Origin of the sequence: Sphingomonas azotifigens NBRC 15497 (assembly GCF_002091475.1) — a bacterium.
GTDB lineage: Bacteria > Pseudomonadota > Alphaproteobacteria > Sphingomonadales > Sphingomonadaceae > Sphingomonas > Sphingomonas azotifigens.
Map to the genome: position 1 here is coordinate 1 of NZ_BCTR01000004.1, position 26,765 is coordinate 26,765.

A 26,765-nucleotide genomic window follows, 5' to 3' on the forward strand; every position below is an offset into this window, starting at 1 on the left:
GGGGGGGGGCTGGCGCGCTCCAGCGTTACCTTCACGTCGTTCCCTCCCCCGACCCCTCCCGCAAGCGGGAGGGGAGCGAAAGTGCCGATCCGCTCGGTGCTCACCTTGGGGGCGCTGCTGCTCGCCGGCACGGCGACCGCGCAGACGGCGACGCCGGTGCCGCATATCGAAAGCAGGAACGGCCGCCACGCCCTGATCGTCGACGGCGCGCCGTTCCTGATGCTCGGCGGCCAGGTCAATAATTCGAGCAACTATGCCGAGCCGCTCGCCACCGCCTGGCCCGTGCTTGACCGGATGCACGCCAACACGGTGGAAGTGCCGATTGCCTGGCAGCAGGTCGAGCCGCGCGAGGGGCAGTTCGACCTCCGCTTCCTCCAGACCCTGCTCGACCAGGCGCGCACGCACGACAAGCGTGTGGTGCTGCTGTGGTTCGGTACCTGGAAGAACACCAGCTACAGCTACACGCCCGACTGGGTGAAGCTGGACGCGCGGCGCTTCCCGCGGATGAAGACGCGCGACGGCAAGGACCACGGCGTGCTCAGCGCCCATGGGCCTGAGACGCTCAAGGCGGACCTGCGTGCCTTCGTGAAGGTGATGGAATATCTCCGCGACCATGATCCGCAGAACACCGTGATCCTGGTTCAGCCCGAGAACGAGACCGGCAGCTACCGCAACCCGCGCGACTATTCGGCCGAGGGCAACCGCCTGTTCGCGCAGCAGATCCCGGCCGAGCTGGCGAAGAAGACCGGCAAGCGCGGCACCTGGGCGCAGGCGTTCGGCGCGCAGGCCGATCGTGCGTTCAACAGCTGGTATGTCGCGCGCTACGTGAATGCGATCGCGGCGGCGGGCAAGGCAGTGAAGCCGCTGCCGATGTACGTCAATGCGGCGCTCGCCGGTCCCTCCAACGTGCCCGATCCCGACGGGGTGGCGAGCGGCGGGCCGCAGCAGGACGTGCTCGAGATCTGGAAGGCAGCCGCCCCCGCGCTCGATTTCGCCGCCCCCGACCTCTATGATCGCAGCAGCGCCAATGTCTCGCTCTACCTCGAGAAATATGCCCGGCCCGACAACGCGCTGATGGTGCCGGAAATCGGCAACGCCCGTGAGTTCGCCCGCTTCTTCTACGAGGCGCTGGGCCGCGGCGCGATCGGCTTCGCGCCGTTCGGGATGGACGCCACCGGCTATTTCAACTTCCCGCTCGGCGCGCGCGATCTCGATGCGGCGACGATGGACGCCTTCGCGCTGCCCTATGGCATGCTGCAGGGCATCGCGCGCGATTGGGCGCGGATCGCCTATACCCGCCCGACCTGGGGCGTCGCCAAGCCCGACGACAACACGCCGCGCAGCACCACGCTCGGCGGCTGGCAGATCACCGCCAGCTGGGGCGAGTGGCAGTTCGGCATGAAGGAATGGAGCTTCCTCAAATCCGATCCGGCGCCTTGGGGCGCGGAGAAGATCGGCGGCGTCGCGGTGGCGCAGCTTTCCGACAACGAGTTCCTGGTGGTCGGCGATCATGTCCGCGTTACCTTTGCGCCCGCGCCAGGCAGCGCACCCAACGGCATCCTGCTGCGCACCGAGGAAGGTACCTTCGTCGACGGCACGTGGCGGACGACGCGCGTATGGAACGGCGACCAGACCGATTACGGGCTCAACCTGATCGACCGACCGCAGGTCCTGAGGGTCACCATGGGCCGCTACCGCTAATCATTTGCATGACAAGAACAAGGCAGGAGACTAGGGCATGAAGAGGGTTTGGATCGCGGCGCTGCTCGCCGGCAGCGCGATGGCGTCGGCGCAGGCGGCGCAGGAAAATGGCTATAGCCGCAGCGATACCGGCGTGGTCGTCACGCCGACCGGCGGCAGCGCCGCCAAGGTCGAAGTGACCGTCCATGGCGACGGCATCTTCCACGTTATCGCCACCCCCAAGGGCGTCGACACCGGCACGCTCGCGCCGAGCCTGATGGCCGCCAACCCGCCGGCCGCCGGTGCGTTCGAGGTAAGCGAGGCGAACGGCCATGTGCTGGTCAAGGCCAAGCGCGCCACCGCCGATATCGAGATCGCCACCGGCCGCGTCCGCTTCACCGACGCCAAGGGGCGCGAGCTGCTCGCCGAATCCGGCCAGGCGGCGTTCAAGCCGGTCACCGTCGAGGGCAAGCCGTTCGTCGCGGTCAGCCAGCAGTTCAACCGCGGCACCGACGAGGGGCTGTACGGGCTGGGCCAGCACCAGAATGCCCAGATGAACTATAATGGCGAGGACGTCGAACTCGCCCAGCACAATATGGACATCGCCGTGCCGTTCGTCGTCTCGACGCGCAGCTATGGCCTGCTCTGGGACAATGCCAGCATCAGCCGCTTCGGCAATCCCAAGCCCTATACGCTGGTCGGCGAGGGGCTGAAGGTGACGAGCGGCGGCAAGCCGGGCTGGAAGGCCGAGTATTTCCTTGACGGCAAGCTGGCGGTCGCGCGCCAGGAAGCAACGATCGACTATCAGTACATCAAGGACCAGAAGAACTGGCCCGAGGAAGCCAAGGCCAAGACCGTCGCGGCGACCGGCGGCCAGAACACCGCCGGCAACGCGGTGCAGAAGCAGACCGTGGTGTGGACGGGCGACGTGCAGCCCGAGGTGACCGGCACCCACAAGTTCCAGCTCTACGGCTCGAGCTATTACAAGGTCTATGCCGACGGAAAGCTGGTGCTCGATCGCTGGCGGCAGAACTGGAACCCCTGGTACGCCAATTTCGACCTGCCGATGGTCAAGGGCAAGCCGGTCCAGATCCGCATCGAATGGGAGCCCAACGCCGGCTATATGGCGCTGCTCCATAACGACCCGCTGCCCGCGCAGGACCGCCATTCGGTTTGGTTCACCAGCGAGGTGGGGCAGGCCAAGAGCTATTGGTTCGTCCCCGCCGACACTCTCGACGGCGTGATCGCCGGCTATCGCCAGCTTACCGGCAAGGCCGAGATGATGCCCAAATGGGTCTATGGCTTCTGGCAGTCGCGCCAGCGCTACGACACCGCCGCCGAGGTGACCGGCGTGGTCGACAAGTACCGTTCGCTGAATATCCCGCTCGACAATATCGTGCTCGACTGGCGCTATTGGCGCGACGACAACTGGGGCAGCCACGATTTCGACCCCACCCGCTTCCCGAACCCGAAGGCGATGATCGACAAGGTCCATGCCGATCACGCCAACTTCATGATCTCGGTCTGGCCGAAATTCTATCCGACGACCGAGAACTACAAGGAACTGAACGCGGCGGGTGCTGCCTATCAGGGCAATCTCCGCCAGGGGAACAAGGACTGGGTCGGCCCCGGCTATCAGAGCACCTTCTACGATCCCTATTCAGCCGAGGGGCGCCGCATCTTCTGGCGCCAAGTGCAGGCGAAGCTGGGCGTGCTCGGCACCGATGCCTGGTGGGCCGATGCCAGCGAGCCGGACATGCACTCCAACCTCTCGATTCCCGAGCGGATCGACACCATGGGCCCGACCGCGATCGGCCCGGCCGAGCAGTATTTCAACAGCTACCCGCTGATGAACGCCCGCGCCTTCTTCGAGGGCTGGCGCAGCTTCAAGCCCGATGTGCGGCCGTTCCTGCTCACCCGTTCGGGCTTTGGCGGCCTGCAGCGTTATGGCGCGGCGATCTGGTCGGGCGACGTCGCGACCCGCTGGTACGATCTGCGCGCGCAGATTTCGGCCGGGGTCAATGCCTCGATGTCGGGCCTGCCCAACTGGACGCACGATATCGGCGGCTTCGCGGTGGAGCCGCGCTACGAGACCAAGAACCCCAAGCCGGAGGACCTTGCCGAATGGCGTGAGCTCAACCTGCGCTGGTTCCAGTTCGGCGCGTTCAGCCCGCTGTTCCGCAGCCATGGCGAGTTCCCGTATCGCGAGATCTACGAGATTTCGCCCGAGGGTTCGCCGATGCGCGCGTCGATGGTGTGGTACGACCAGCTCCGCTACCGGCTGATGCCCTATATCTACACGCTGGGCGCCGACACCTATATGAAGGACGGCAGCATCATGCGCGGCATGGCGATGGACTTCCCCGCCGATGCCAAGGCCCGAACGATCAACGACCAGTATCTGTTCGGCGATGCGTTCCTGGTGGCGCCGATCACCGAGTACAAGGCGCGCAGCCGCACGGTCTATTTCCCCGGCACGGGCACCTGGTATGACTTCGCCACGGCGAAGACCTATCGCGGCGGCACCATCGCCGGAGTGCAGGCGCCGGCCGAACGCATGCCGCTGTTCGTCAAGGCCGGCGCGATCGTGCCGATGGGGCCGGTGACGCAATATGTCGACCAGCAGCGCGATGCCCCGCTGACGATCACCGTCTATACCGGCGCCAACGGCGCGTTCTCGCTCTACGAGGACGATGGCCGCAGCGAGCAGTACAAGACCGGTGCGTTCAGCCGCATCCCGCTGACCTATGACGACAAGGCCGGCACGCTGACGATCGGCGCGCGCGAGGGCAAGGGCTGGGCGGGGATGCCCGCCACCCGCAGCTTCCGCGTGAAATGGGTGAGCGCCGGCAAGCCGGTGAACGACGACAATGGCTTTGATGCCGAAATTCGGTATCAAGGTGGTACTGTCGTGGTTCAGCGGAGGTAATAATGATCGGATCAGGGTGGCGGCGTCGCGGAGTTCTGGCGGGGCTTGCTGCCCTGCCGGCGGTGGCACGGGCGCAGGTGACGGCACAGGGGCCGGTACAGGCGAACTGGCCGTCGCTCGTCGCGAACTATCGCTATCCTGACTGGTTTCGCGATGCGAAGTTCGGGATCTGGTCGCACTGGGGCCCGCAATCGGTGCCCGAGCAGGGCGACTGGTATGGGCGAAACCTCTACCAGCAGGGGCACCCCCAGGCCGACTTCCATCGCAAGACCTATGGCCATCCCGCCGATGTCGGCATGATGGAGGTCCAGAACCGCTGGACCGCCGCCAACTGGGATCCCGAGGCGCTGATGCAGCGCTATGTGAAGGCCGGTGCGAAATATTTCGTGTCGCTCGCCTGCCATCACGACAATCTCGATTGCTACGACAGCGCGCATCACGGCTGGAACAGCCTGCGCGTCGGGCCGAAGCGCGACGTGGTCGGCACCTGGGCGAAGGTGGCGCGCGCGCATGGCCTGCGCTTTGGCGTCTCCAACCACGCCGCCCATGCCTGGCACTGGTACCAGACCGCCTATGGCTATGATCCCGAAGGACTGCGCAAGGGCGAGCGCTACGACGCGTTCCGCCTCACCAAGGCGGACGGCGCCGGCAAATGGTGGGAAGGGCTGGATCCGCAGCTGCTTTACACCGGCAAGCACATCGTCGCCCCCGACGGCATCGACACGATGCAGGCGATGGGCAAGTGGCACGAGGACAATGACGGCCAGTGGGTCGAGCATGGCCCTGCCGGCGATGCCGCCTATGCGACGCGCTGGCTGCAGCGGCAGGTCGATCTCGTCACCAAATACCAGCCCGATCTCTGCTATTTCGACGACTACGAGCTGCCGTTCGGGCCCATCGGGCTGGCGGCTGCGGCCGACTATTACAACCGCTCGATCGCCTGGCACGGCAAGATCGACGTGGTGCTCAACGCCAAGCAGCTCAAGCCCTATGCCCGGTTCGGGCTGGTGCAGGATGTCGAGCGCGGCTTTGCCGACAAATTGTGGGACGAACCGTGGCAGACCGATACCTGCCTGGGCGACTGGTTCTACAAGCGCAGCCTGTTTACCGAGAAGCGCTACAAGTCGGCGAACGACGTGCTCCAGCGGCTCGCCGACGTGATCTCGAAGAACGGCAACCTGCTGCTGTCGGTGCCCCAGCGCGGCGACGGCACGATCGATGCCGAGGAAGAGCGGATCCTTGACGATCTCGGCGCCTGGATGGCGGTCAACGGCGAGGCGGTGTTCCGCACGCGGCCGTGGCGCAGCTATGGCGAGGGGCCGACCCAGCTCGCCGCCGGCATGCAGAACGAGGACGGCTTCAAGGGCTTCACCGAGCAGGACGTCCGCTTCACCACCAAGGGCGACACGCTGTACCTGTTCTTCCTCAAGGCGCCGACCGGGCCGGTGACCGTGCGGTCGCTCGGGCTGGGGGCGGGGCGCGTGGCGCGCGCGCGGCTGCTCGGCGGCGGCGACGTGGCGTTCCGGCAGGCGGCGGCGGGGCTTACGCTCACGCTGCCGCGCGGCCTGGGCACGGTGCCGGTGGTGCGGATCGACGGGCTGCGCCGCGGCTGAGCCTGCGGTGCCTAGAGGGTGGTGTCTGAGATTTGCAGCTTGCTAGCAGCGATCCCAGTACCGGTCGCCAGGCATCGCAATCGCATAGACACCGGCTTCCCCCTCACCCTTCCGCCGCTTCGCGGCTCCCTCCCTCTCCCACAAGGGGAGAGGGATTGGGGCGAAACTTCTCCCTCTCCCCTTGTGGGAGAGGGAAGGGGCCCGCCGCCGGAGGCGGTGGGAAGGGTGAGGGGGAGGAGGGGGCGGATGCGACTGCTGGGGTTGCGCGCGGGCGTTCGTCCGCCGGTTCAGCCTGTATCAGCCGTCGCGATCGGCGCGGTGCCGTGCAGCATCGGCGCCAGCGCGGTCATCTCGTCGGTGAGCCAGCCGAGGAAGCGGTCGATCCGTGGCAGGCCGCGCAGGTCGCGCGGGACGACCAGCCAGAAGCTGCGCTGGATCGCGATGCGGTCGCGCAGCACCCGCTGCAGCGCCGGCATCGCGTCGCCGAGGAAGCAGGGGAGGATGCCGCACGCCTGGCCGCTGGCGATGATCTCGGCCTGGGCGTTGATGCTGGTGCTGCGGACCTGCGGCACCAGCCGCCGGTCGATCTCGCCGAGATAGCGCAGCTCGGGCGCATAGATCTGGTCGGTGACATAGCCGGTCATCACGTGGCGCTGCAGGTCGTCCGGCGCCTCCAGCCGCGGCGCGGATTCGAGATACCCGGGGGTGGCATAGAGGCCGAGCGCATAGTCGGTGAGCTTGCGCGCGACGAGCGCGCCGGTGCTGGGGCGCGCCAGCATCACCGCGACATCCACTTCGCGCCGCGACGGACTCAGAAACCCGCTGGAGGCGATCAGGTCGACCCGGATGTTGGGGAAGCGGCCGGTGAAGCGGTGCAGGCGCGGGGCGATGATCCGCGTGCCGAAGCCTTCCGACGCGCTCACCCGCAGGGTGCCGGCCAGCGCGCTCTCCTTGGAGGCGGTGCCGGCGATGTTCAGTGCATGCGCCTCGATCCGTTCGGCCTGGTCGAGCAGCTGCTGGCCTTCTTCGGTGAGCATGTGACCGGTGGCGGCATGCTCGAACAGCCGCCGGCCAAGCGTTCCTTCCAGCCGGCGCAGCCGCCGCGCGATCGTCGTCGGGTCCATGCCCAGCGTCGGCGCGGCGCGGCTCAGCCGCTGCGCCCGGGCGACCGCCAGGAAGATGCGCAGATCGTCCCAGTCCATGGTCGTCCTCGCTCCTGCATTTTTGCAGGTTCGACCTGCACATTCGTCCTATTGCCTGCGTCGCTGGAACATAGCAACGGTGCCCGCGGAAGAGGATGGAGCACGAAGATGCGGTTGATCGAGCATGTGATCGGCGGACCTGCGGGCGGCGGCGGTGGCCGCCGGTCCGAGGTGTTCGACCCCAATAGCGGCGCCGTGCAGGCGCAGGTCACGCTCGGCACCGCCGCCGATCTCGACCGCGCCGTCGCCGCCGCGATGGCCGCGCAACCCGGCTGGGCGGCGACCAACCCGCAGCGCCGGGCGCGGGTGATGTTCCGGTTCAAGGAGCTGGTCGAGGCGAACATGGACGCGCTCGCGCACCTGCTCTCGTCCGAGCATGGCAAGGTGATCGCGGATTCCAAGGGCGACATCCAGCGCGGGCTCGAGGTGATCGAGTTCGCCTGCGGCATCCCCCACGCGCTCAAGGGCGAATATACCCACGGGGCGGGCCCCGGCATCGACGTCTATTCGATGCGGATGCCGCTGGGTATCGGCGCGGGGATCACCCCGTTCAACTTCCCGGCGATGATCCCGATGTGGATGTTCGGGGTTGCGATCGCCTGCGGCAACGCCTTCCTCCTCAAGCCGTCCGAGCGCGATCCCTCGGTCCCGGTCCGCCTCGCCGAACTGATGCTGGAAGCCGGCGCGCCGGAAGGCATCCTCCAGGTGGTGCAGGGCGACAAGGAGATGGTCGACGCGATCCTCGACCATCCCGCGATCGGCGCGGTGAGCTTCGTCGGTTCGTCCGACATCGCGCACTATGTCTACCAGCGCGGCGTCGCGGCGGGGAAGCGCGTCCAGGCGATGGGCGGCGCCAAGAACCACGGCATCGTCATGCCCGACGCCGATCTCGACCAGGTGGTGGCCGACCTCTCCGGCGCGGCGTTCGGCTCGGCCGGCGAGCGCTGCATGGCGCTGCCGGTGGTGGTGCCGGTCGGCGACAAGACCGCCGATGCGCTGCGCGAAAAGCTGATCCCGGCGATCGAGGCGCTGCGCGTGGGGGTCTCCACCGATGCCGAGGCGCAGTACGGCCCGGTGGTCAACGCCGCGCACAAGGCCCGCGTGGAGGGCTGGATCCAGACCGGCGTCGACGAGGGCGCCGAGCTGGTGATCGACGGCCGCGGCTTCCAGCTGCAGGGGCACGAGCAGGGCTTCTTCATCGGCCCGTCGTTGTTCGACCGCGTGACGCCGGGCATGAAGAGCTACCAGGAGGAGATCTTCGGCCCGGTCCTCCAGATCGTCCGCGCGCCCGATTTCGAGACCGCGCTGCGCCTGCCGAGCGAGCACCAGTACGGCAACGGCGTCGCGATCTTCACCCGCAACGGCCATGCCGCGCGCGAGTTCGCGGCGCGGGTGAATGTCGGGATGGTGGGCATCAATGTGCCGATCCCGGTGCCGGTCGCCTATCACAGCTTCGGCGGCTGGAAGCGGTCGGCCTTCGGCGACGTCAACCAGCACGGCATGGAAGGCGTCCGCTTCTGGACCAAGGTCAAGACCGTCACCCAGCGCTGGCCCGACGGCGGCGTGGGCGACGCGGCCAACGCCTTCGTCATCCCGACGATGGGGTGATGGGGGTGGCGGCGTCGCTTTCCCTTCAGTTGTCATCCCGGCGAAAGCCGGGATCCATTGGGGTCACCGGCGCGGCTCCAGCCCAGGCCGAGTGGCGAATGGATCCCGACTTTCGTCGGGATGACGCCTTAGAGGTCAGGGACTTCCAACGGTGGGAAGCCGAGGCCGATCGCGAGGTCTTCCCAGAAAGGGTTCTCGCGCTCGATCAGCACGACCTTCCAGTCGCGCTTCCATTCCTTGAGCTGCTTCTCGCGCCGGATCGCCGCCGCCATGTCGCCGCCGACTTCGTACCAGACCAGCCGCTTGACCTTGTTGCGCTTGGTGAAGCCCGGCACCGTACCGCTCCGGTGCTGGTGGACCCGCCCCATAAGGTCCGAAGTGACACCCGTGTACAGCGTCCCATGCCGCCCGCTCGCCAGCATGTAGACGCACGGCAGTTTGTCCACCCTACCCCTCCACTGTCATCCCGGCGAAAGCCGGGATCCATTCGCCACTCGGCGGCAGCAAGAGCCGCGCCGGAGACCCCAATGGATCCCGACTTTCGTCGGGATGACGATGCTAGACAAGTGAACCCATGACCCACCAGTTCGACCTCACCGACGACCAGCGCCAGATCCAGGAGATGGCGCAGAAGTTCACCGCCGATGCGATCACCCCGCATGCGGCCGAGTGGGACGAGAAGCACATCTTTCCCCGCGAGACGATCAAGGCCGCCGCCGAGCTCGGCTTCGCCGCGATCTATGTCTCCGAGGAATCGGGCGGCATCGGCCTCGGCCGGCTGGAATCGGCGCTGATCTTCGAGGCGATGGCCTATGGCTGCCCGTCCACCAGCGCGTTCATCTCGATCCACAACATGGCCGCCTGGATGATCGACCGCTTCGGCGCGCAGGCGGTGAAGGACAAGTATCTCCCCAGCCTCGTCACCATGGACCGGCTCGCCAGCTACTGCCTCACCGAGCCGGGCTCGGGCTCGGACGCGGCGGCGCTCAAGACCCGCGCGGTGCGGGACGGCGATCATTATGTCGTCACCGGCACCAAGCAGTTCATCTCGGGCGGCGGCGAGAACGACCTGTACCTCACCATGGTCCGCACCGGCGAGGACGGCCCCAAGGGCATCTCGTGCCTGGCGATCGAGAAGGACATGCCCGGCGTCAGCTTCGGCGCGCAGGAGCGCAAGCTCGGCTGGCACTCGCAGCCGACGGCGCAGGTCAACCTCGACAATGTGCGCGTGCCGGTGGAGAATCTGATCGGCGCCGAGGGCGAGGGCTTCCGCATCGCGATGATGGGGCTGGATGGCGGCCGGCTCAACATCGGCGCCTGCTCGCTGGGCGGCGCGCAGCGCTGTCTCGACGAGGCGGTGCGCTACACCCAGGAGCGCAAGCAGTTCGGCAAGGCGATCGCCGACTTCCAGAACACCCAGTTCCTGCTCGCCGACATGGCGACCGAGCTGGAGGCGGCCCGCGCGCTGCTCTACCTCGCCGCCGCCAAGGTCACTGCGGGCACCGGCGACAAGACCCGCTTCGCCGCGATGGCCAAGCGGCTGGCGACCGACACCGGCTCGGCGGTGGTCGACCGTGCGCTGCAGCTGCACGGCGGCTATGGGTACCTCATGGACTATCCGATCGAGCGCTTCTGGCGCGACCTGCGCGTGCATTCGATCCTGGAGGGCACCAACCAGGTGATGCGGATGATCGTCGGCCGCGAATTGCTGAAGGACTGAGGCGGAAAATGCTTTCCTACAGCAGTATGTTTATGCTTTGTTCGCTCCCGTCCGGCGCGCGGAGCAGGGAGAAAGCGGGGTTGATGTCGGTTTCCCGGAACTTTCGGAACTTTTGGCGGGCGGGGCAAGCCGATGGCAGCAATAGACGCCGTCATCCCGGCGAAAGCCGGGATCCATTCGCGCTGAAGCTGCGGTTCTTTCCCCCAGCGCCGAGGGCAATGGATCCCGGCTTTCGCCGGGATGACAATGGTTTGGGGCGCCGTTTTTCCTTCATCTCGCCTTCCATTCCATCACCGTCTAGGGGAGGATCTTGCTGATGGACATCCTCACCGCCATCGAAGGCCCCGTGGCGCGTCTCCGCCTCAACCGCCCCAAGGCGCTGCACGCGCTCAACACCGCGATGTGCCAGGCGATGCTCGACGCGCTCGACGCCTGGGAGCAGGACGACTCCGTCCATATCGTGCTGCTCGACCATGCCGAGGGCCGCGGCTTCTGCGCCGGCGGCGACATCCGCATGATCGCGACCAGTGGGGCAGGGGACGGCGCCGAGGCCGCCGATTTCTTCCGCACCGAATACCGGCTCAACCACCGGCTGTTCACCTATCCCAAGCCGATCGTCGCCTTTGCCGACGGCATCGTGATGGGCGGCGGCGTCGGCATCTCGCAGCCGGCGCGCTACCGCGTCGTGACCGAAAACACCAAGTTCGCCATGCCCGAGACCGGCATCGGCCTGTTCCCGGACGTGGGCGGCGGCTGGTACCTCTCGCGCCTGCCGGGGCGGATGGGCGAGTATCTGGCGCTGACCGGTCACCGGCTCGACGGCGCCGAGTGCCTCGCCCTCGGCCTCGCCACCCATTACCTCCCCGCCGAGGCGCTCGAGTCCGCCAAGGCGCAGATCACCACCGCGCCCGACAAGGCGCAGGCGATCCTCACCGATCTGTCGATCGAGCCGCCGATCGCGAGGATCCTTGCGCACTATGCCGATATCGACCGGCTGTTCGCGGGCGATACGGTGGAGGGCATCTTCGCCGCGCTCGAAGCCGAGGGCAGCGACTGGGCCATGGCGACGCTCGCCACGCTGCGCACCAAGTCGCCCCAGGCCTGCAAGGTGTCGCTGCGCATCGTCCGCGAGGGCCGCGACATGCCCGATTTCGCCGCCGAGATGGCCCAGGAATATGCCGTCGCCACCCGTGTCTGCCGCCTGCCGGATTTTGCCGAGGGCGTGCGCGCCGTGATCCTCGACAAGGACAATGCGCCGCGCTGGTCGCCTTCTACGCTGGAAGCGGTGGACAGCGCCGCGATCGATGCCATCTTCGCCCCCCTGCCGCCCGCGCAGGCCTGGGCGCCCTGAACGGAGAACGTCATGTCTTCCTACGAAACCCTCCTCGTCGAGCAACGCGGCGCGGTGACGCTGATCACGCTCAACCGCCCCAAGGCGCTCAACGCGCTGAACAGCCAGGTGCTGAGCGAACTGCTCGACGTGATGCGCGCCTTCGACGCCGATCCGTCGCAGGGCTGCGCGGTGCTCACCGGCAGCGAAAAGGCCTTCGCCGCCGGCGCCGACATCAAGGAGATGCAGGCGCAGGGCTTCGCCGACATGTACGGCCATGACTTCTTCGCCGGCTGGGACGCCTTCACCCGCACCCGCAAGCCGATCATCGCCGCCGTTGCCGGCTATGCGCTGGGCGGCGGCTGCGAAGTGGCGATGATGTGCGACTTCATCCTCGCGGCGGACACCGCCAAGTTCGGCCAGCCCGAGGTCAAGCTCGGCGTGTCGCCCGGCATGGGCGGCTCGCAGCGGCTGACCCGCGCGGTGGGCAAGGCCAAGGCGATGGAGATGTGCCTCACCGGCCGGATGATGGACGCGGAGGAGGCCGAGCGCGCCGGGCTGGTCAGCCGCATCCTGCCCGCCGCCGAGCTGGTCGAGGAAGCGGTACAGACCGCCGCGACGATCGCCGCGATGCCGCCGCTGGCGGTGAAGGCCAACAAGGAAATGGTCAACGCCGCCTTCGAGACGAGCCTGGCCCAGGGCGTGCACTTCGAGCGCCGCCTGTTCCACGCGCTGTTCGGCAGCGAGGATCAGAAGGAAGGCATGGCGGCGTTCGTGGAGAAGCGTCCGGGGAACTGGACGGGGCGTTGAGGGCATACTGATCTCTCCCCATGCGCTCCCCTCCCGCTTGCGGGAGGGGTCGGGGGAGGGGCTGGAATAAGGCGGCAGGGCGTGACTTCCACGTTAGCCCCTCCCAGCACGGGGTGAAAAGCGCCCCGCGCTTTTCAGGTCATGCCGGGGGCATGACCGACCCCATGCTCCCTCCCGCAAGCGGGAGGGGAACGTAGAGAGGAAGCAGATGGCACGCGTAGCATTTATCGGCCTCGGCAACATGGGCGGGGGCATGGCGGCGAACCTTGCCAAGGCCGGCCACGACGTCCGCGCCTTCGACCTCTCGGCCGAGGCGTTGGACCGCGCGAAGAAGGTCGGCTGCCTGCCTGCCGCGAACGCCGCGGAGGCGATCGCCGGCGCCGAGGCGATCGTGACGATGCTGCCCGCCGGCCGGCACGTCGAGGCGCTCTACGCCGAGACCTTGCTCGACCATGCCGAGCCCGGCGCGATCCTGATCGACTGCTCGACGATCGACGTCGCCACCGCCCGCCGCGTCGCCCAGGCCGCGACGCAGCACGGGCTGCTCGCGGTCGACGCGCCGGTCTCGGGCGGCATTGCCGCGGCGACTGCCGGGACGCTAACCTTCATGGTCGGCGGCGCGGTCGCGGCGTTCGAGCGCGCCGAGCCGTTCCTCGAGGACATGGGCAAGGCCGTCATCCATGCGGGTGCCAGCGGTGCGGGGCAGGCAGCCAAGATCTGCAACAACATGATCCTTGGCGCGACGATGATCGCGACCTGCGAGGCGTTCGCGCTCGCCGAGAAGCTGGGGCTCGACCAGCAGCGCTTCTTCGATATCGCCTCGGTCTCCTCGGGGCAGAGCTGGTCGATGACGAGCTATTGCCCGGTGCCCGGGGTCGGCCCCGAAACGCCCGCCGACCGCGGCTATCAGGGGGGCTTTGCCGCACCGCTGATGCTCAAGGACCTCAAGCTGGCGCTCGAAGCCGCGGCGAGCGTCGGCGCGCAGGTGCCGATGGGCGAACGCGCCGAGCAGCTCTATGCGGCGTTCGTCGAAGGGGAAGGCGCCGGGCTCGATTTTTCGGGGATCCTCAAGACGTTCAGCTGAGCGTGCGGCGATAGAAGCCGAGCGTCAGGTCCATCGCCCAGAGGAACAGCGCCGGATCATAGCGGGGCCCTTCGTCGCGGAGAAAGGCATGCTGGGCGTTTACTTCGTGCCAGGCATAGGCGGCGCCGACCTCCTCCAGCCGGGCGCGGATCGTCTCGCGGCCGGCAAAGGGGATATGCGGATCCTGCCGGCCCCAGACGAACAGCGTCTCGGCCTTGAGCTCGGCCATCCGCGCCAGGCTGTCGTCCTCGCGTCCCTCGCCGAGCGTGCCCGAATGGATATCGGTCGGGTAGAAGCACACCGCTGCCGAGACGCGCGGGTCGAGCGCGGCCCGATAGGCGAGGTGGCCGCCCAGGCACACGCCGAAGGTGCCGAGCTTGCCGGTGCAGGCGGGATGCTCGGCCAGCGCGGTCAGCGCCGCCGTCGCATCGGCATCGAACGCGGCGACCGGCTTGGTGATCTTGAGCGCATTGCCGCGATCGGTTCCGGCCGGGTCATAGGCGAGCACGGTGCCGGCGGGCTCATATTCGTGATAGACCTCGGGCACCGCGACGACGAGACCGTTGCCCGCCAGCATCGCCGCCAGCCGCCGGATCGGCGCGGTGACCTGGTAGATCTCGGAGAAGAGCAGCACGCCGGGGAAGCGGCCCTCGACGGCCGGCCGGAACCAGTGGATCCGCATCGCGCCGCCGCCGGGCACCTCGACGTCCTGGGTCTCGTCGCTGCGAATGATCATCTGCTTGCCCTTTCCCGCCGCCGTTCGGCCGGGGCTTTAGCGCGGATCGTGGTGGGGGGAAGGGGGCTATCCACAGATTCGTCGGCCGCCCGGCTGGACAGGCCGGCGCTGCCCCGAATAGCGGACGGGCATGCCAGTCGTTGCTACCATCATGAATTCGAACACCGGCGAACCCATTCAGAAAATGACGTTCGGCCGCATGCCCAAGCCCTGGGCTTCCTTCACCCTCGCCAATGGCGAGCTGGTCCAGGCCAGCCGTGTCGATATCGGCAAGCCCGCACCGGGCAAGGTCGTCGTGCCGGTCCATGTCTGGGTCGCGCCCAAGAAAACGGACCGCCAGGACGATTAGAGCCAGCCGCCCCTGAACCCAGCGCGCTGCAGCCCGCGACGGATATGCGGGTTGCGGCGCATCACCTCCCACACCAGGCCGCTGCGCAGATTCTCGATCATCAGCAGGATCGGCCCCTGGTCGATGCCGAGATGGTCGCCGTCGACCCAGCCGATGCCGGGCACGATCTTGCCGTGCCGGAGCGGCTCGGCGGTGCGGGTCAGCGTCGGGTTGAAGCTGTCGAGAAAGCCGTAGCGGCCATAGATGCCGCGCCCGTAGCGGGCATGCATCGTCGAAACCGCCCGCGTTGCCAGTTCCGGCTCGAATGCGATCGACGCCGCCGCAGCCGTCGGCGCCAGCGTGCCGTCGTCGCGATCGCCCGGCCCGCGTGCCGAATAGCTGAAGAATTCGCGCTCGCGCCCCGCAATCCGCAGCTTGAAGTCGCCCGGCCCGTCGCAGGCGGTCAGGCCCCAGACATCCTCGCCATAGCCGCTCCAGCCGCCCGGATTGGCGATTGCATAGGCGCGCTGCGCCCGCACCGCGCGGCGGCTGTTCTCGAAATAATCGATGCCCTTCGCTGCCATGTAGCGGTCGCGGATGCCGCGGAAGTCGATCCAGCAATGGCTGTACTGGTGGATGAACAAGGGCGCGAAATGGAGGTGCGGTTCGCCCCATTGGTCGCTCCACTGCGCGTCGAAGCGAGCTGTCCACGCCTCCCAGGTTTCGGGGGGCAGCGGGTGGCTCGGCGAGCCGAGCGCCAGCACGTAGAGCAGCAGCCCCTCGTTATAGATGTTCCAGTCCGAGGGGATGAACCCGCTTTCCGGGTGCCAACCCATCGAGACGAAGGGCGGGCGCGGCGTGATCCAGGTCCAGTCGACCGCGGCATAGAGCTGGTCGGCGAGGGTGCGGATCTCAGCCTCTTGCAGGTCGTCGCCATCGAACCAGCTTTGCGCGAACAGCACGCCGCCCAGCAGCAGCGCGGTGTCGATGGTCGAGAGTTCGGCGCGGGCGAAGCGGCGGCCCTTGGTGACGCCGAGAAAGTGGTAGAAAAAACCCTTGTAGCCGCTGGCGTCGCTCTGCCCGTCGCCCTGCGGCGCGGTGGCGAAGAAGCGCAGCGTGGCGAGCGTACGGGTGCGCGCCTGGTCGCGGGTGATCCAGCCATTGGTGACGCCGATCGGATAGGCGGTGAGCGCGAAGCCGACCGCGGCGATCGAGGCGAAGGACGGTGTCGGCCAGCGATCGGGGGCAAGGCCCGTCTCGGGATCGGTGGTATCCCAGAAATAGCGGAAGGTGCGTTCCTGCAGGTCGCGGATCAGCGGGTCTCCGCCCGGTGCCGGGCTGGCGCCGCCGATGCGCGCGCCCGGTGTCGTGCACGCGCCGGCCAGTCCGGCCAGCGCAAGTCCACCGGCGCCGAGCAACTGCCTGCGATCAATCATGTGAAATCCTCAAAAAAATCGGGGCGGCGCCGGAGTTCCGGCGCCGCCCCGGAGGAGGGATCAGAAGGAATAGCCGACCGACAGCTTCACCGTGCGCGGCGGATTGCCGCCGATGCTGTAGCCGACCTGGCGACCCCAATCGGACGAGCCCGCGTTGTTGTTGAAGTCGACGAAGTTCCAGTCGTCGAACACGTTCAGCACGTCGACGCGGAAGCGCAGCCGGGTCTGGTCGCTGATGAAGTGGATCGGCACGTACTTGGTCAGCGCGACGTCGAGCTGGCGCCGGCCCCAGCCGCCGCCCACGCCGTCGGTGAAGCGCCCGACCAGGATCCGCTGGAACGGGTTGGCCTGATCGAGGAACGTCTTTTCATAGGCGGCCGATTCGATCTGGAACTTGGACGAGAAGGCGACGCCCAGCGGCAGGTCGACGCTGCCGGCCACCACGAAGCGGTGCCGCGGCACGCCCGAGGATCGCAGCGTCGGATAGTCGTTGATCGACGGGTAATCGAGCGAATAGGTCTCGCCGAACTGGCGGTTCTCGCTCGCTTCGGTGAAGGTGTAGGTGGCGTCGATGCTCCAGGGCGAGGCGGGGGTATAGGTCTTGGTCACCTTGAAATAGACCGCGTCCGATGCCGTGCGCAGGCCGTTGGTGCCGAGAATGATCGCGCCATAGCCCGGGGGCGGATCGCCGAACGGCGCCGACGGGGTGTCGGTCGCGCTCGTCGGATCGTTGAAGAAGAAGCTGCCGTCCTTGCGGCGATTGCCCAGCAGGAAGACGAAGCCGTCCTTGCTGGTGATGTGGGTGTAGCCGAGCTCGAGCCCGACCAGGTTGAACCGGCCGCGCAGCCCCAGGCTGAACTGGTCCGAATAGGGGACCTTCAGATTGTTGTTGAGGAAGCGGAATTCGCGTCCGCCGCCGGTCGTGCCGGCGAGCAACTGCTGGCGGCCGGCAGCGGTGAGGTAGATCGGGTTCCAGGTGACGCAGGTCGTCGACGGCGTGCACGGGTTCTGCGAGTCCGCGCCGATGAAGTTGAAGCTGCGCGTCGGGAAGGCACCCTGGCTCAGCTCCTGCTGGAGGAAGTCGAACTGGTTGCGGTCGTAGGAGCGGCCATAGCCGCCGAACATCGCGAACCGGCCCGCCTCGTCGAAGCGATAGGTGAAGCCGAGGCGCGGCTGCCATGCGCCCTTGAACGCCTTCCGGTTGTGGCCGTTCGAGATATAGTCGTTGATGTTGTAGTCGGCGTTGATCAGGTTCGGATAGTTCGCCGGCGACACCGCCGTGATGTTCTCCTGCGTCGTCACGAAATTGAGGTAGGACGGCGTCCGCTCATAATCCCAGCGCAGGCCGAGGTTGAGCGTCAGGCGCGACGTCACGTCCCAGTCGTCCTGCGCATAGACGCCGAACTGGAAGTTGTTCGAGCGCACGTCCGACGAGCCCGAACTGGTCGGCGCGCCGAACTGGACGCGATAGGGAACCGCGTCGTTGAAGCCGGTCTGGCTGAACGCGTTTACGTCATAGGTGTAGAGCGGGTTGGTCAGGTTCTGCTCGAGCGAGCGCAGCTTGATCCAGCTCGCCTTGGCGCCGACCTTGATGGTGTGGCCGTCAAAGCCGGTCCAGGTGAAGTCGTCCTGGACGGTCCAGCCCTTCTGTCCCTTGTCCTGCTGGTTGCCGCCGGCACCGAATTGCAGCAGGTTGAAGCGGCTGCGGTTGCCGTTCACCAGCGGGGTCGCCTGGAACAGCGTGGTGATGCCGTTGGTCGCCGGCGTCGGCGCCCAGCGCGTATCCTGGTACGACACACGCGCATCGTTGATCCAGTTGTCCTCGCTGCGCTGCCAGCGGCCGGTGAAGCGCTTTTCCTCGACCTTGTTGAGCGTTGCGGTGCTCGACGACGCGAAGCCGGTCCGGATCTGGACGCCCGATTCCTTGCGGTACTTGCCGGTGAACTCGATCAGGTCCTTGTCGCTCGGCTCGACGTCGATCTTGCCGAAATACAGGTCCTCGTTGAAGCGCTGCGAGAAGCTGCCGAAGTACTGCTGATATTGCGATGGCAGCGCGCCCGGTGCGATGCCGTTGTCGGGCCGCACGTCGTACGGGCTGCTGATCCGCTTGCCTTCATAGGTCAGGAAGAAGTGGGCGCGATCCTTGACGATCGGGCCGCCCAGCGCGGCGCCGAACTGCTTGTTGTCCGAATTGACCTTGTCGGTCCTGGTCGGGAACAGCTCGCTCGGGCGGCGCGAGCGGAGGTCCTGGTTGGTGAAGTCGATAAAGCCTTCACCATGGAACTCGTTGGTGCCGGACTTGGTCGCCGCGGTGATCGCCACCGAGCTGACCTGGTCGAACTCGGCCTTATAGTTGGACGAAAGCACCTGATACTCGCCGATCGCGAGCTGCGGGAACGGATTGCCGGCCGAGGTGTCCTGGCCGGTGATGCCATTCTTGAGGACATAGTCCTTCTGGCTCACGCCATCGATGAAGACGTTGACGGTACGGCTGTTCTGCGCGCCTCCCTGGATGCGCGACGAGCCGTCGGCATCCTCGACGAAGCGCACGCCCGGGGCAAGATCGGCGAAGGCGAGGAAGTTGCGGTTGTTCTGCGGCAGCTGCTCGATCAGCCGCTGGGTGATGTTGATGCCGACCTGGCCGCCGTCGAGCGAGCGGATCCGGTTGCCGGTGACGACGATCTCGTCGCCGCCGGCAGGTGCGGCGGCCGCGCCGTCCGGCGCCGCGCCGGCGTCCGCGGCAGGGGCGCTCGACGTCGTGAGGTCGAGGTCGAGCCCGGCGTTCTGGCCGACCCGCAGGGTGAATGCGTCGGAATTGCGCATGCCATTCTGCAGCTTGATCTCGAGGCGATAGGTGCCCGGGCGCAGCGAGGCGAAGTTATAGGCCCCGTCGGCCCCGACCGTGGCGCTGCGGCGAATGCCGGTCGCGACTTCGATCGCGGTCACGTCGATAACCGGGTTGCCGGCCGGCGCGGTGATGGTGCCGCGCAGCGAGGCCTGGCCGACCTGGGCGATGGCGGGGGCGGGGGCCAGCAGGGCACCGCTGCCCAGCACGGTCATCGTCAGCAATGCGGAACGCAAGACAAGCTTGTTCATGGTCACTCTCTATCTCCCCGGCGGATCGGGTTTTCTGTTGTGTTATTCGAGGGTTGGCGGGTCGATTCCCGCGCGATGACGATCGGCGCGCGCCATTCGAGATGGTCGTCGGCGGCGCCGTCGATCAGTCCGGCGAGGCGCACCACGGCGCGCGCGCCGAATTCGGCGATGTCGATGCTGGCGGTGGTCAGCGCCGGCGAGATGAGGCGGGTGAGCGGGATGTTGTCGAACCCCGCCACCGCGACCTGCTCGGGCACCGCGATGCCCGCGCGCTTGAGCGCCATCAGCGCGCCCACCGCCATGTTGTCGTTGGCGGCGAAGATCGCGTCATAGGCGGCGCCCTCGGTCTGCAGCGTCGCGACCGCGGTGGTCCCGCTATCCTCGTTGAAGTCGCCCTGAAGTACCCGCAACGCCAGCCCGAGGCGGGCGCACGCTTCCTGCGTGCCGCGCAGACGCTCCTGCGCGTCGATATTCGCTTCCGGGCCGGCGATATGGACGATGCGGCGGCAGCCACCCGCGGCGAGATGCTCGACGATCGCCACCGCACCGGCAACGTTGTCGACGCGCAGTTCGGGCCGCACCACCGCATGCGGTGCGCAGTTGACGAGGATCGACGGCATCGAGCGCGGCAGATGTGCGAACAGCTCGTCCGAGGTGATCTGCGGCGCCATCACTACCAGCCCGTCGACACGGCCCCGCATCGCATGGAGCGCCGTGACGCCGCGATCGGCTTCGCCGTGCATCACCATCAGCAGCAGGTGCAGGCCCAGCTCCGAGGCCTGGCGGTCCATGCCGCGCAGCAGTTCGGAGAAGAACTCGCCATGCAGATCGGGGACGACCACGCCGATCGTCGAGGAGCGGGCCAGGCTGAGATTGCGCGCGCCGGCATGGGGCACATAGCCGAGCCGATTGGCGACGTCGCGGATATGGTCGCGGAGTTCCGGGCGGATGTTGGTGGCGCCGTTCAGCGCCCGCGACACCGACGCGACCGACACCGACGCTTCACGTGCGACATCACGGATCGTGGCGTTCGGCATGGCGTGGTCTCTTCCCCTCCAGGTTCTCGTTTGCGGCCGCTCGTTTGCAGGTGGCGGCCCGAAGCTCTTGATGTAACCGGTTACATGAAGCAATAGCAGCTTGCAAGATTGATGATGCGGCGGCCTAAACGCGGTCGTGCCAAGGGAGGAAACGCGTGAAAGACGGCCATATTTCGAGGCGGGCGGTAGTGATGGGCGTAGGCGCCGCGGCCGCCTGGGCGACAAGCCCGGCTCGGGCAATGCTGCGCGAAGCAGCGACGCGGAAACTGCCTGCCGCGGTCGAGTCGCTGCTCGCCAAGATGACCGTCGAGGAGAAGGCCGGGCAGCTCACCCTGATGGCTGCTGCCTGGTCGGGCGGGGCGGCGGTGACGCTCAACCCCGCCGGCGCATCCTCGAATTTCGAGGGCCAGCTTGCCGAGGTCCGCACCGGGCGCCTGACCGGCGTGTTCAACGGCAACGGCGCAGCGATGGCGCAGCGGATGCAAACCGTAGCGATGCGCGAGTCGCGCCTCAGGATCCCGTTGCTGTTCGCCGCCGACGTGATCCACGGCTTCCGCACCGTCTTCCCGGTGCCGATGGGCGAGGCGGCAAGCTTCGATCCCGATCTTGCCGAGCGCACCGCGCGCGTCGCGGCGGTGGAGGCCGCCGCTGCGGGCATCGACTGGACCTTCGCGCCCATGGTCGACATCACCCGCGACGCGCGCTGGGGCCGCAGCGTCGAGGGTGCGGGCGAGGACGTGCTGCTCGGCAAGCTGATCGCGGCGGCGCGGGTGCGCGGCTTCCAGGGCGCCAGGGGCCTCGAAGCGGCGGACGCGGTCGCCGCCTGCGCCAAGCATTTCGCCGCCTATGGCGCAGTGGAAGCCGGCCTCGATTATAACACTGTCGACATTTCCGAGCGGACGCTGCGTGAGATCTATTTCCCGCCGTTCCAGGCGGCGCTGGCGTCGGGTGCGCCGACGGTAATGGCGTCGTTCAACGAGCTGTCGGGTATCCCGGCCACCGCCAACGAATGGCTGCTCACCGAAGTCCTACGCCGCGAATGGGGCTTCGAGGGCCTGGTCGTCTCGGACTATACCGCAGACGAGGAACTGATCGCCCACGGCTTCGCGGCCGACGCACGCGAGGCGACCAGGCTCGCCTTCATGGCCGGCGTCGACATGAGCATGCAGAGCGGCTTCTACATCAAGCACCTGCCGGACCTAGTCGCCAAGGGCGAGGTGCCGATGGCGCGGCTCGACGAGGCGGTGCGGCGGGTGCTGGCGCTCAAGGTGCAGCTCGGGCTGTTCGACGATCCGTTCCGCCGCATTGATCCGGCGCGGGAGAAGGCGCGGGTGCGGACCCGCGAGCACCTCGCACTGGCCCGCGAGGCAGGATCGCGCTCGATCGTGATGCTCAAGAACGAGGGGCAGCTGCTTCCGCTGCCGCGTGCGGGCAAGAAGATCGCGCTGATCGGCCCGTTCGCCAGCGGCTTGCACGATCTGATCGGCACCTGGAACGTCTATGGCACCGATGCCGAGGCGGTGGATTTGGCGACAGGCGTCAAGGCGCTGGTCCAGGATCCGTCATTGGTGAGCGTCACCGAAGGCGCCGGGCTCGACGGGCCGATCGCGGGTGGGATCGAGGCGGCGGTGGCCGCCGCCCGCGCCGCCGACGTCGTCGTGCTCGCGATCGGCGAGCATGCCCGCATGTCGGGCGAGGCGCAGTCGCGCGCCGCCATCGTCGTGCCGCCGGCGCAGATGGCACTGGCCGAGGCGGTTGCGGCGACCGGCAAGCCGGTGGTGGTGCTGCTCCGCAACGGCCGCGCGCTCGCGCTGGAGGGGGCGGTGCTCAAGGCGCCGGCGATCCTGGTCACCTGGTTCCTCGGTTCGCAGGACGGTCCGGCGATCGCCGACGTGCTGTTCGGCGTGGTGAGCCCCTCGGCCCGACTGCCGGTCTCCTTCCCGCAGGCGACGGGGCAGGAGCCCTATCACTATGACCACAAGCCGACCGGCCGTCCCAACCCGGCGGGGCCGCCGCAGGAATACAAGACGCACTATCGCGAATTCCCGAACCAGGCGCTGTTCCCGTTCGGCCACGGCCTCACCTATGGCGAGATCGCGTATAGCGACCTCGATCTGGGCGGCGGGCAGCTGACCGCGGATGGCAAGCTGACCGTATCGGCTACGATCGCCAATCGCGGGTCGCGGGCGGCCGAGGAAGTGGTCCAGCTCTACATCCGCGACGTTGCCGCCAGCGTCACCCGGCCGGTGCGGGAGCTCAAGGCGTTTCGCCGAGTCGCGCTCAAACCCGGCGATCGGCAGCGGGTGGCGTTCACCCTGACGCGCGCCGACCTGCTGTTCATCGGCCAGGCGCTGAAGCCGACGGTGGAGCCGGGCAAGTTCCAGCTCTGGATCGCGCCGTCGGCGGAGGCGGAGGGTGTGTCGGGCAGCTTCGAGCTGGTGTGATCGCTACGGCTTGGCGGCGCGGCTATTCGCCCGCCGCCAGGCGCGCCAGCGTGTGGCGCCGCAGCGGTAGCGCCAGTACCGCCGCCAAGGCTGCGAGCAGCAGCAGGGCAGGGCCCGCCAGCATCAGCCAGCGGATCGCTTCCAGGCTCGCCGTTCCCTGCGGCGCCCCCGCGACGAAGCCGCTCGCCTGGTAGATCGCGCCGATCGCGAACCCGGCGGCGGCCAGCGCTGCCTTCTGGGCGAGCGCGAAGGTGCCGAAGGCGATCGCCTCCACCCGGACGCCGTTGCGCGCCGCGCCCCAATCGACGCTGTCGGGCAGCAGCGTCCAGGCGGCGAGCCCGAACCCGGCGAAGGCGATCTGCATGCCGAGCAGGAAGACCGTCGCCGCCGGTACCCCTGGTGCCGGCAGCAGGACAAACCCGGCAGGCAGCGCCAGCGCGAGCGCACAGGCGACAAGCCATGCGGCCCTTGCGCCGGCCCGCCGCGCAGCCATCGTCCAGAGCGGCGTCGCGACCAGGCTGGCAAAGGCCATCGCCGCGAGCGCCTGCGGTCCCGCGGGTGCGTCGACCAGGACGTAGCGGAAATAGTAGAGCACCGACTGGGTGGTGAGTGCCGCCGCGGCTGCGCCCGCTGCCGCGGCGAGGTTGAGCGCGACGAACGCACGGTTGCGCGCGAGCAGCGCCAGCGCGGGGACGATCCGTGGGCGGGCCGCTACCTCCACCGTCGGTCGGCGTTCGGGCACGCGCCACGCGATCGCGAGCAGCAGCGGCACGCCGAGCGCCGCCAGCAGCGCGCTCGCGGCGGCATAGCTGTCCAGCAGTGTCACCAGGCGGGGAAGAGTGCCGGCCACCAGCGTCGCCGCGACCGCGCCGAAGATCATCCGCAGGCCTGCGACCAGCGACCGCTCGGCGCTGGTGCCGGCGAGCCGCGTCGTCCAGGCCGAATAGGGGATGTTGGTGAAGGCGTAGAGCGTGCGGAAGCCCAGCTGCGCGGCCAGCGCCGGTGCCCAGGCACCTGCGGGCACCGCGAACATCGCGACAAAGGCGAGGCCAAGCGGCAGCGCGCCCCAGCCGATCAGCACGCGATAGGGCCGCCGCATCCGCTCGGCGACTACGCCGGCGATGAAATCCGCCACCCCGTCCCAGGCCGCGCCGAGCAGGAACAGCGTGCCGGCGAGCGCGGGCGCGAGCCGAAGCGTGTCGATATAGAAGAACAGCAGGTAGAGATTGACCGCCTGCCAATAGAGATTGAACGCGAAATCGCCCGCGCCGAACAGCAGCAACGCCGCGCGGGGGGCCGGGGAAGGGGGCTCGCTCATCGCGGCAGCGGGAACACGCGCATCGCGGCCGTCTTAGCGCACGACGGCCGCCTGTCCACGCGTCGCGTTCAGAAGAAGCGCGGGATCGGCCCCAGTTGCGGCGTCTGGTCCGGCAGGTCGACCTCGATGCCGTCGGCATAGCACCAGCCCCAGCCTTCGGGCGGGTCATAGCCTTCCATGATCGGGTGGCCGGTTTCGCGAAAATGCGCGGTGGCATGGGCGTTGGGCGACTGGTCGCAACAGCCGACATGGCCGCATTCGCGGCACAGCCGCAGGTGCACCCACCAGCTGCCGGTCTTCAGGCACTCCTCGCAGCCCTTGGCGCTCGGCGTAACCTCCCGGACCGTCTCCGAATTCATGTGCGTGCAGCGAGTCATCGCGATCTCCTCGACGCCGGTCTAGCCGAGCCGGCGCCGCGGATCGCCTGTACGATGGATGGGGATGCCAAAAGGGGCCGCACCAACGGCGCGGCCCCTTTGTCGACCGATGGGCCGTGATCAGCGGCGAGCGTCAAGGCTCCAGCCGCCGGCGCCGAACGCCACGACCTGCAGCAGGCCGCCGGCCATCGCGATGTTCTTGAAGAAATGGATGAACTGGTTCTGGTCCCCCAGCGCCGAATGGAAGGCGAGCGCGGTCGCGACCGAGAAGACCGCCAGAATCGCGGCGACGATGCGGGTGCGATAGCCGAGGATCAGCGCGATGCTGCCGCCGAGTTCGACGAGCAGCGCGATCGCAAAACCGAGCTGCGGCAGGGGCAGGCCCGACGACGCGATATAGCCGATCGTCGCTGCCGGTGCGGCGAGCTTCGACAGGCCGCTGAGCAGGAAGATCGCCGCGATGCCGATGCGGCCGACCAGCGGCAGGGCCGACTGAACGTTGGTAGGGGTGGCGGTGGTGGGAAAGGGTGCGGTAGCCATGATGTGTCTCCGAAATGCGGCGGGGACCAATCTGCCTCGCCTGGTGACCGGAAAATGGTCGCGCCGAGATGAGACGAAAACTGGAATAAATTCGTCCCATACGTTCGACTATATCGAAAAGATGGCTTTTCGAATTTGTCGAACAGAAGCGCTGAAACTATCCGGCTGATCGGAACGGCAGGGCCCGGCTAGCAAGGGGGCAACACAGGAGGTTTCGATGGATCGTCTAGCAGCACCCGAACTAAGCCAGACCGAATGGGCAGCGGTTTCCGTGGCATTCCAGGACGCGGCCGCCTGCGGCTGCACCGCGGTGCCGGCAACCGAGCGGCCGTCATTGCTGGGGCGTGTAGCGGAGGCGCTGTTTGGTTCGCGCCGCCCTACCCCGCTTGCCAATCCGCGGCTGGAGGCGATTCGCCAGTTCGTCTGCACGACCCGGCGCCAGCGCAAGCCTGCGGCGGACCTGGCTGCGGTGCTCGTCGACCATGGTTTCAACCCCGCGCAGGTCGAAGCGATCGCGCTGCTGGCAATCTGAGGAGCTACCCGCATGCTGCACGCCACCGCCCATATCGGGCCCGAGACCATGGAAACGCAGATCCAGGCCGGCACCCATCCGATCCTCGCTGACGAACCGCCGAGCAATGGCGGTCGCGATGCCGGCCCGGCGCCCTATGAGCTGCTGCTGGCCGCGCTCGGCGCCTGCACTGCGATGACGCTGCGCATGTATGCCGATCGCAAGGGCTGGCGGATCGAGTCACTCGACATCGACCTCCGGGTCCTCGGCACGCCCGAGGCGCGCCACATCAAGCGCACGCTTACGATCGCCGGTCCTGACGAAGCAGGCCGCGCCCGCCTGGCGGAGATCGCCGAGCGTACCCCGGTGACGCTGACGCTGAAGCAGGGTATCGCCATCGAAACGCACCTGGCGGAGCAGACGGCATGAGCATGGACGTGGCCCTGGACGCGATCGCGCGCGATACCGGCGCCGGGAAGTTCCAGGTCGCGGTACAGGTCGCCGGGGTGGCGCTGATGCTCGACGAGCCGGTGTCGGTCGGTGGCATGGGTACGGGCCCGACCCCGTACCAGATGCTTGCGTCGGCGCTTGCCGCCTGCACGACAATGACCTTGCGCGTCTATGCGCTGCAAAAGGGCTGGCCGGTCACCGGCATCCGCACGCTGGCCGGGCACCAGCGCCAGGCGGGCGTGGTGCCGGCGGATCTGTTCACGCGGCGGATCGAGATCGAGGGCGACCTCGATGCCACGCAGCGTGCACGGCTGCTGGAGATCGCCGATCGCTGCCCGGTGCACCGCACGCTCACCGGCGGCGCTCGCGTCGAGACCGAACTCGCCGATGCGGCCGCGCCGACCGAGCCTGCCGCCGCCCATGCCGCCGATCTGGAGCACGCGATCCGCGACAGCTGACGGCCCGCACGTCGGCTGCTGAAACATTTTGTAACACGCCTCGTTTGGCCCTCATAGC

General features: G+C 67.9%; 21 protein-coding genes and 1 pseudogene. 13 read left to right on the forward strand and 9 right to left on the reverse strand.

Going from position 1 to position 26,765, the window contains the following annotated elements; genetic code table 11:
• The first annotated feature begins 81 nt into the window (after positions 1–81).
• From SAZ01S_RS02195 to SAZ01S_RS02205, 3 genes are read left to right on the forward strand one after another with little or no spacing between them, the layout of a single operon-like run.
• The gene (locus SAZ01S_RS02195; protein ID WP_439951205.1) at positions 82–1,701 is read left to right on the forward strand and encodes a DUF5597 domain-containing protein; all 1,620 of its coding nucleotides are present in this window, start codon (positions 82–84) and stop codon (positions 1,699–1,701) included.
• A gap of 37 nt (positions 1,702–1,738) precedes the next feature.
• Positions 1,739–4,609, forward strand: coding sequence for a TIM-barrel domain-containing protein (locus tag SAZ01S_RS02200; protein ID WP_084579632.1), 2,871 nt, complete (start codon positions 1,739–1,741; stop codon positions 4,607–4,609).
• A gap of 2 nt (positions 4,610–4,611) precedes the next feature.
• Positions 4,612–6,222: an alpha-L-fucosidase gene (locus SAZ01S_RS02205; RefSeq protein ID WP_084579634.1), complete on the forward strand. Its 1,611-nt coding sequence runs from the start codon at positions 4,612–4,614 to the stop codon at positions 6,220–6,222.
• 287 nt (positions 6,223–6,509) lie between these two features.
• Here the strand turns inward: SAZ01S_RS02205 and SAZ01S_RS02210 are convergent, their stop codons facing one another.
• Positions 6,510–7,424: a LysR family transcriptional regulator gene (locus SAZ01S_RS02210; protein WP_084579635.1), complete on the reverse strand. Its 915-nt coding sequence runs from the start codon at positions 7,422–7,424 to the stop codon at positions 6,510–6,512.
• Positions 7,425–7,532: 108 nt separating this feature from the next.
• On the opposite strand from SAZ01S_RS02210, the gene SAZ01S_RS02215 reads away from it, so the two are divergent.
• Positions 7,533–9,032, forward strand: coding sequence for a CoA-acylating methylmalonate-semialdehyde dehydrogenase (locus SAZ01S_RS02215; protein ID WP_084579637.1), 1,500 nt, complete (start codon positions 7,533–7,535; stop codon positions 9,030–9,032).
• A gap of 128 nt (positions 9,033–9,160) precedes the next feature.
• Here SAZ01S_RS02215 and SAZ01S_RS02220 read toward each other — a convergent pair whose 3' ends face one another.
• A complete protein-coding gene (locus SAZ01S_RS02220) occupies positions 9,161–9,478 on the reverse strand; it encodes a GIY-YIG nuclease family protein (protein WP_245824515.1) in 318 nt (105 codons plus the stop codon).
• Positions 9,479–9,606: 128 nt separating this feature from the next.
• Here SAZ01S_RS02220 and SAZ01S_RS02225 point away from each other — a divergent pair, with 128 nt between their 5' ends.
• From SAZ01S_RS02225 to mmsB, 4 genes and pseudogenes are all read left to right on the forward strand, one after another.
• Entirely contained in the window at positions 9,607–10,752 is a 1,146-nt protein-coding gene (locus SAZ01S_RS02225; protein WP_084579639.1) for an acyl-CoA dehydrogenase family protein, read from the forward strand.
• Positions 10,753–11,068: 316 nt separating this feature from the next.
• A complete protein-coding gene (locus SAZ01S_RS02230; protein WP_084579641.1) occupies positions 11,069–12,103 on the forward strand; it encodes an enoyl-CoA hydratase/isomerase family protein in 1,035 nt (344 codons plus the stop codon).
• A gap of 12 nt (positions 12,104–12,115) precedes the next feature.
• A complete protein-coding gene (locus tag SAZ01S_RS02235; protein ID WP_084579643.1) occupies positions 12,116–12,892 on the forward strand; it encodes an enoyl-CoA hydratase in 777 nt (258 codons plus the stop codon).
• 205 nt (positions 12,893–13,097) lie between these two features.
• Positions 13,098–13,976: pseudogene (gene mmsB, locus SAZ01S_RS02240) on the forward strand (3-hydroxyisobutyrate dehydrogenase); the annotation flags it as partial.
• Here mmsB and SAZ01S_RS02245 read toward each other — a convergent pair.
• A complete protein-coding gene (locus SAZ01S_RS02245; protein WP_084579647.1) occupies positions 13,969–14,712 on the reverse strand; it encodes a dienelactone hydrolase family protein in 744 nt (247 codons plus the stop codon). The pseudogene mmsB and the gene SAZ01S_RS02245 sit on opposite strands and share 8 nt — an antisense overlap.
• A 130-nt stretch (positions 14,713–14,842) precedes the next feature.
• On the opposite strand from SAZ01S_RS02245, the gene SAZ01S_RS02250 reads away from it, so the two are divergent.
• Positions 14,843–15,061, forward strand: coding sequence for a hypothetical protein (locus SAZ01S_RS02250; RefSeq protein ID WP_084579649.1), 219 nt, complete (start codon positions 14,843–14,845; stop codon positions 15,059–15,061).
• Here the strand turns inward: SAZ01S_RS02250 and SAZ01S_RS02255 are convergent.
• Genes SAZ01S_RS02255 through SAZ01S_RS02265 form a run of 3 tightly spaced genes read right to left on the reverse strand, consistent with a single transcriptional unit; the run spans position 15,058 to position 20,609 of the window.
• The gene (locus SAZ01S_RS02255) at positions 15,058–16,476 is read right to left on the reverse strand and encodes a glucoamylase family protein (RefSeq protein WP_084579651.1); all 1,419 of its coding nucleotides are present in this window, start codon (positions 16,474–16,476) and stop codon (positions 15,058–15,060) included. The two genes, SAZ01S_RS02250 and SAZ01S_RS02255, sit on opposite strands and share 4 nt — an antisense overlap.
• A gap of 60 nt (positions 16,477–16,536) precedes the next feature.
• Positions 16,537–19,572: a TonB-dependent receptor domain-containing protein gene (locus SAZ01S_RS02260; protein ID WP_245824517.1), complete on the reverse strand. Its 3,036-nt coding sequence runs from the start codon at positions 19,570–19,572 to the stop codon at positions 16,537–16,539.
• Positions 19,573–19,574: 2 nt separating this feature from the next.
• On the reverse strand, positions 19,575–20,609 hold the full coding sequence (locus tag SAZ01S_RS02265; RefSeq protein ID WP_084579652.1) for a LacI family DNA-binding transcriptional regulator: 1,035 nt from the start codon (positions 20,607–20,609) through the stop codon (positions 19,575–19,577).
• A 191-nt stretch (positions 20,610–20,800) separates the two neighbouring features.
• On the opposite strand from SAZ01S_RS02265, the gene SAZ01S_RS02270 reads away from it, so the two are divergent.
• Positions 20,801–23,053 (forward strand): glycoside hydrolase family 3 N-terminal domain-containing protein, encoded by a 2,253-nt coding sequence (locus SAZ01S_RS02270; RefSeq protein WP_174596079.1) that lies wholly within the window; start codon positions 20,801–20,803, stop codon positions 23,051–23,053.
• Positions 23,054–23,075: 22 nt separating this feature from the next.
• On the opposite strand, the gene SAZ01S_RS02275 is transcribed toward SAZ01S_RS02270, so the two are convergent.
• The 3 genes from SAZ01S_RS02275 to SAZ01S_RS02285 form a co-directional block, all read right to left on the reverse strand.
• On the reverse strand, positions 23,076–24,371 hold the full coding sequence (locus SAZ01S_RS02275) for an MFS transporter (RefSeq protein WP_084579656.1): 1,296 nt from the start codon (positions 24,369–24,371) through the stop codon (positions 23,076–23,078).
• A 68-nt stretch (positions 24,372–24,439) separates the two neighbouring features.
• Positions 24,440–24,748: a UBP-type zinc finger domain-containing protein gene (locus tag SAZ01S_RS02280; protein ID WP_084579658.1), complete on the reverse strand. Its 309-nt coding sequence runs from the start codon at positions 24,746–24,748 to the stop codon at positions 24,440–24,442.
• A 120-nt stretch (positions 24,749–24,868) separates the two neighbouring features.
• Positions 24,869–25,288: a DoxX family protein gene (locus tag SAZ01S_RS02285; protein ID WP_084579660.1), complete on the reverse strand. Its 420-nt coding sequence runs from the start codon at positions 25,286–25,288 to the stop codon at positions 24,869–24,871.
• Between the two features lie 217 nt (positions 25,289–25,505).
• Between SAZ01S_RS02285 and SAZ01S_RS02290 the strand changes: the two genes are divergently transcribed.
• The 3 genes from SAZ01S_RS02290 to SAZ01S_RS02300 are packed head-to-tail and all read left to right on the forward strand — an operon-like array spanning position 25,506 to position 26,707.
• Positions 25,506–25,820 (forward strand): hypothetical protein, encoded by a 315-nt coding sequence (locus SAZ01S_RS02290; RefSeq protein WP_139809904.1) that lies wholly within the window; start codon positions 25,506–25,508, stop codon positions 25,818–25,820.
• 12 nt (positions 25,821–25,832) lie between these two features.
• Complete coding sequence (locus SAZ01S_RS02295; RefSeq protein WP_084579664.1) at positions 25,833–26,228, forward strand: OsmC family protein; 396 nt, start codon at positions 25,833–25,835, stop codon at positions 26,226–26,228.
• Positions 26,225–26,707 (forward strand): OsmC family protein, encoded by a 483-nt coding sequence (locus SAZ01S_RS02300; RefSeq protein ID WP_084579666.1) that lies wholly within the window; start codon positions 26,225–26,227, stop codon positions 26,705–26,707. The genes SAZ01S_RS02295 and SAZ01S_RS02300 overlap by 4 nt, the downstream gene beginning before the upstream one ends.
• Positions 26,708–26,765 lie beyond the last annotated feature (58 nt).

Excerpts from the sequence above, each read along its gene's own strand:
- SAZ01S_RS02255 (WP_084579651.1), bottom strand. The coding sequence starts at position 16,476 with ATGATTGATCGCAGGCAGTTGCTCGGCGCCGGTGGACTTGCGCTGGCC.
- SAZ01S_RS02225 (WP_084579639.1), top strand. The coding sequence starts at position 9,607 with ATGACCCACCAGTTCGACCTCACCGACGACCAGCGCCAGATCCAGGAG.
- SAZ01S_RS02200 (WP_084579632.1), top strand. The coding sequence starts at position 1,739 with ATGAAGAGGGTTTGGATCGCGGCGCTGCTCGCCGGCAGCGCGATGGCG.
- SAZ01S_RS02215 (WP_084579637.1), top strand. The coding sequence starts at position 7,533 with ATGCGGTTGATCGAGCATGTGATCGGCGGACCTGCGGGCGGCGGCGGT.
- SAZ01S_RS02245 (WP_084579647.1), bottom strand. The coding sequence starts at position 14,712 with ATGATCATTCGCAGCGACGAGACCCAGGACGTCGAGGTGCCCGGCGGC.
- SAZ01S_RS02290 (WP_139809904.1), top strand. The coding sequence starts at position 25,506 with ATGGATCGTCTAGCAGCACCCGAACTAAGCCAGACCGAATGGGCAGCG.
- SAZ01S_RS02285 (WP_084579660.1), bottom strand. The coding sequence starts at position 25,288 with ATGGCTACCGCACCCTTTCCCACCACCGCCACCCCTACCAACGTTCAG.
- SAZ01S_RS02280 (WP_084579658.1), bottom strand. The coding sequence starts at position 24,748 with ATGACTCGCTGCACGCACATGAATTCGGAGACGGTCCGGGAGGTTACG.
- SAZ01S_RS02295 (WP_084579664.1), top strand. The coding sequence starts at position 25,833 with ATGCTGCACGCCACCGCCCATATCGGGCCCGAGACCATGGAAACGCAG.
- SAZ01S_RS02265 (WP_084579652.1), bottom strand. The coding sequence starts at position 20,609 with ATGCCGAACGCCACGATCCGTGATGTCGCACGTGAAGCGTCGGTGTCG.
- SAZ01S_RS02275 (WP_084579656.1), bottom strand. The coding sequence starts at position 24,371 with ATGAGCGAGCCCCCTTCCCCGGCCCCCCGCGCGGCGTTGCTGCTGTTC.
- SAZ01S_RS02205 (WP_084579634.1), top strand. The coding sequence starts at position 4,612 with ATGATCGGATCAGGGTGGCGGCGTCGCGGAGTTCTGGCGGGGCTTGCT.
- SAZ01S_RS02250 (WP_084579649.1), top strand. The coding sequence starts at position 14,843 with ATGCCAGTCGTTGCTACCATCATGAATTCGAACACCGGCGAACCCATT.
- SAZ01S_RS02270 (WP_174596079.1), top strand. The coding sequence starts at position 20,801 with ATGGGCGTAGGCGCCGCGGCCGCCTGGGCGACAAGCCCGGCTCGGGCA.
- SAZ01S_RS02210 (WP_084579635.1), bottom strand. The coding sequence starts at position 7,424 with ATGGACTGGGACGATCTGCGCATCTTCCTGGCGGTCGCCCGGGCGCAG.
- SAZ01S_RS02260 (WP_245824517.1), bottom strand. The coding sequence starts at position 19,572 with ATGAACAAGCTTGTCTTGCGTTCCGCATTGCTGACGATGACCGTGCTG.
- SAZ01S_RS02230 (WP_084579641.1), top strand. The coding sequence starts at position 11,069 with ATGGACATCCTCACCGCCATCGAAGGCCCCGTGGCGCGTCTCCGCCTC.
- SAZ01S_RS02300 (WP_084579666.1), top strand. The coding sequence starts at position 26,225 with ATGAGCATGGACGTGGCCCTGGACGCGATCGCGCGCGATACCGGCGCC.
- SAZ01S_RS02235 (WP_084579643.1), top strand. The coding sequence starts at position 12,116 with ATGTCTTCCTACGAAACCCTCCTCGTCGAGCAACGCGGCGCGGTGACG.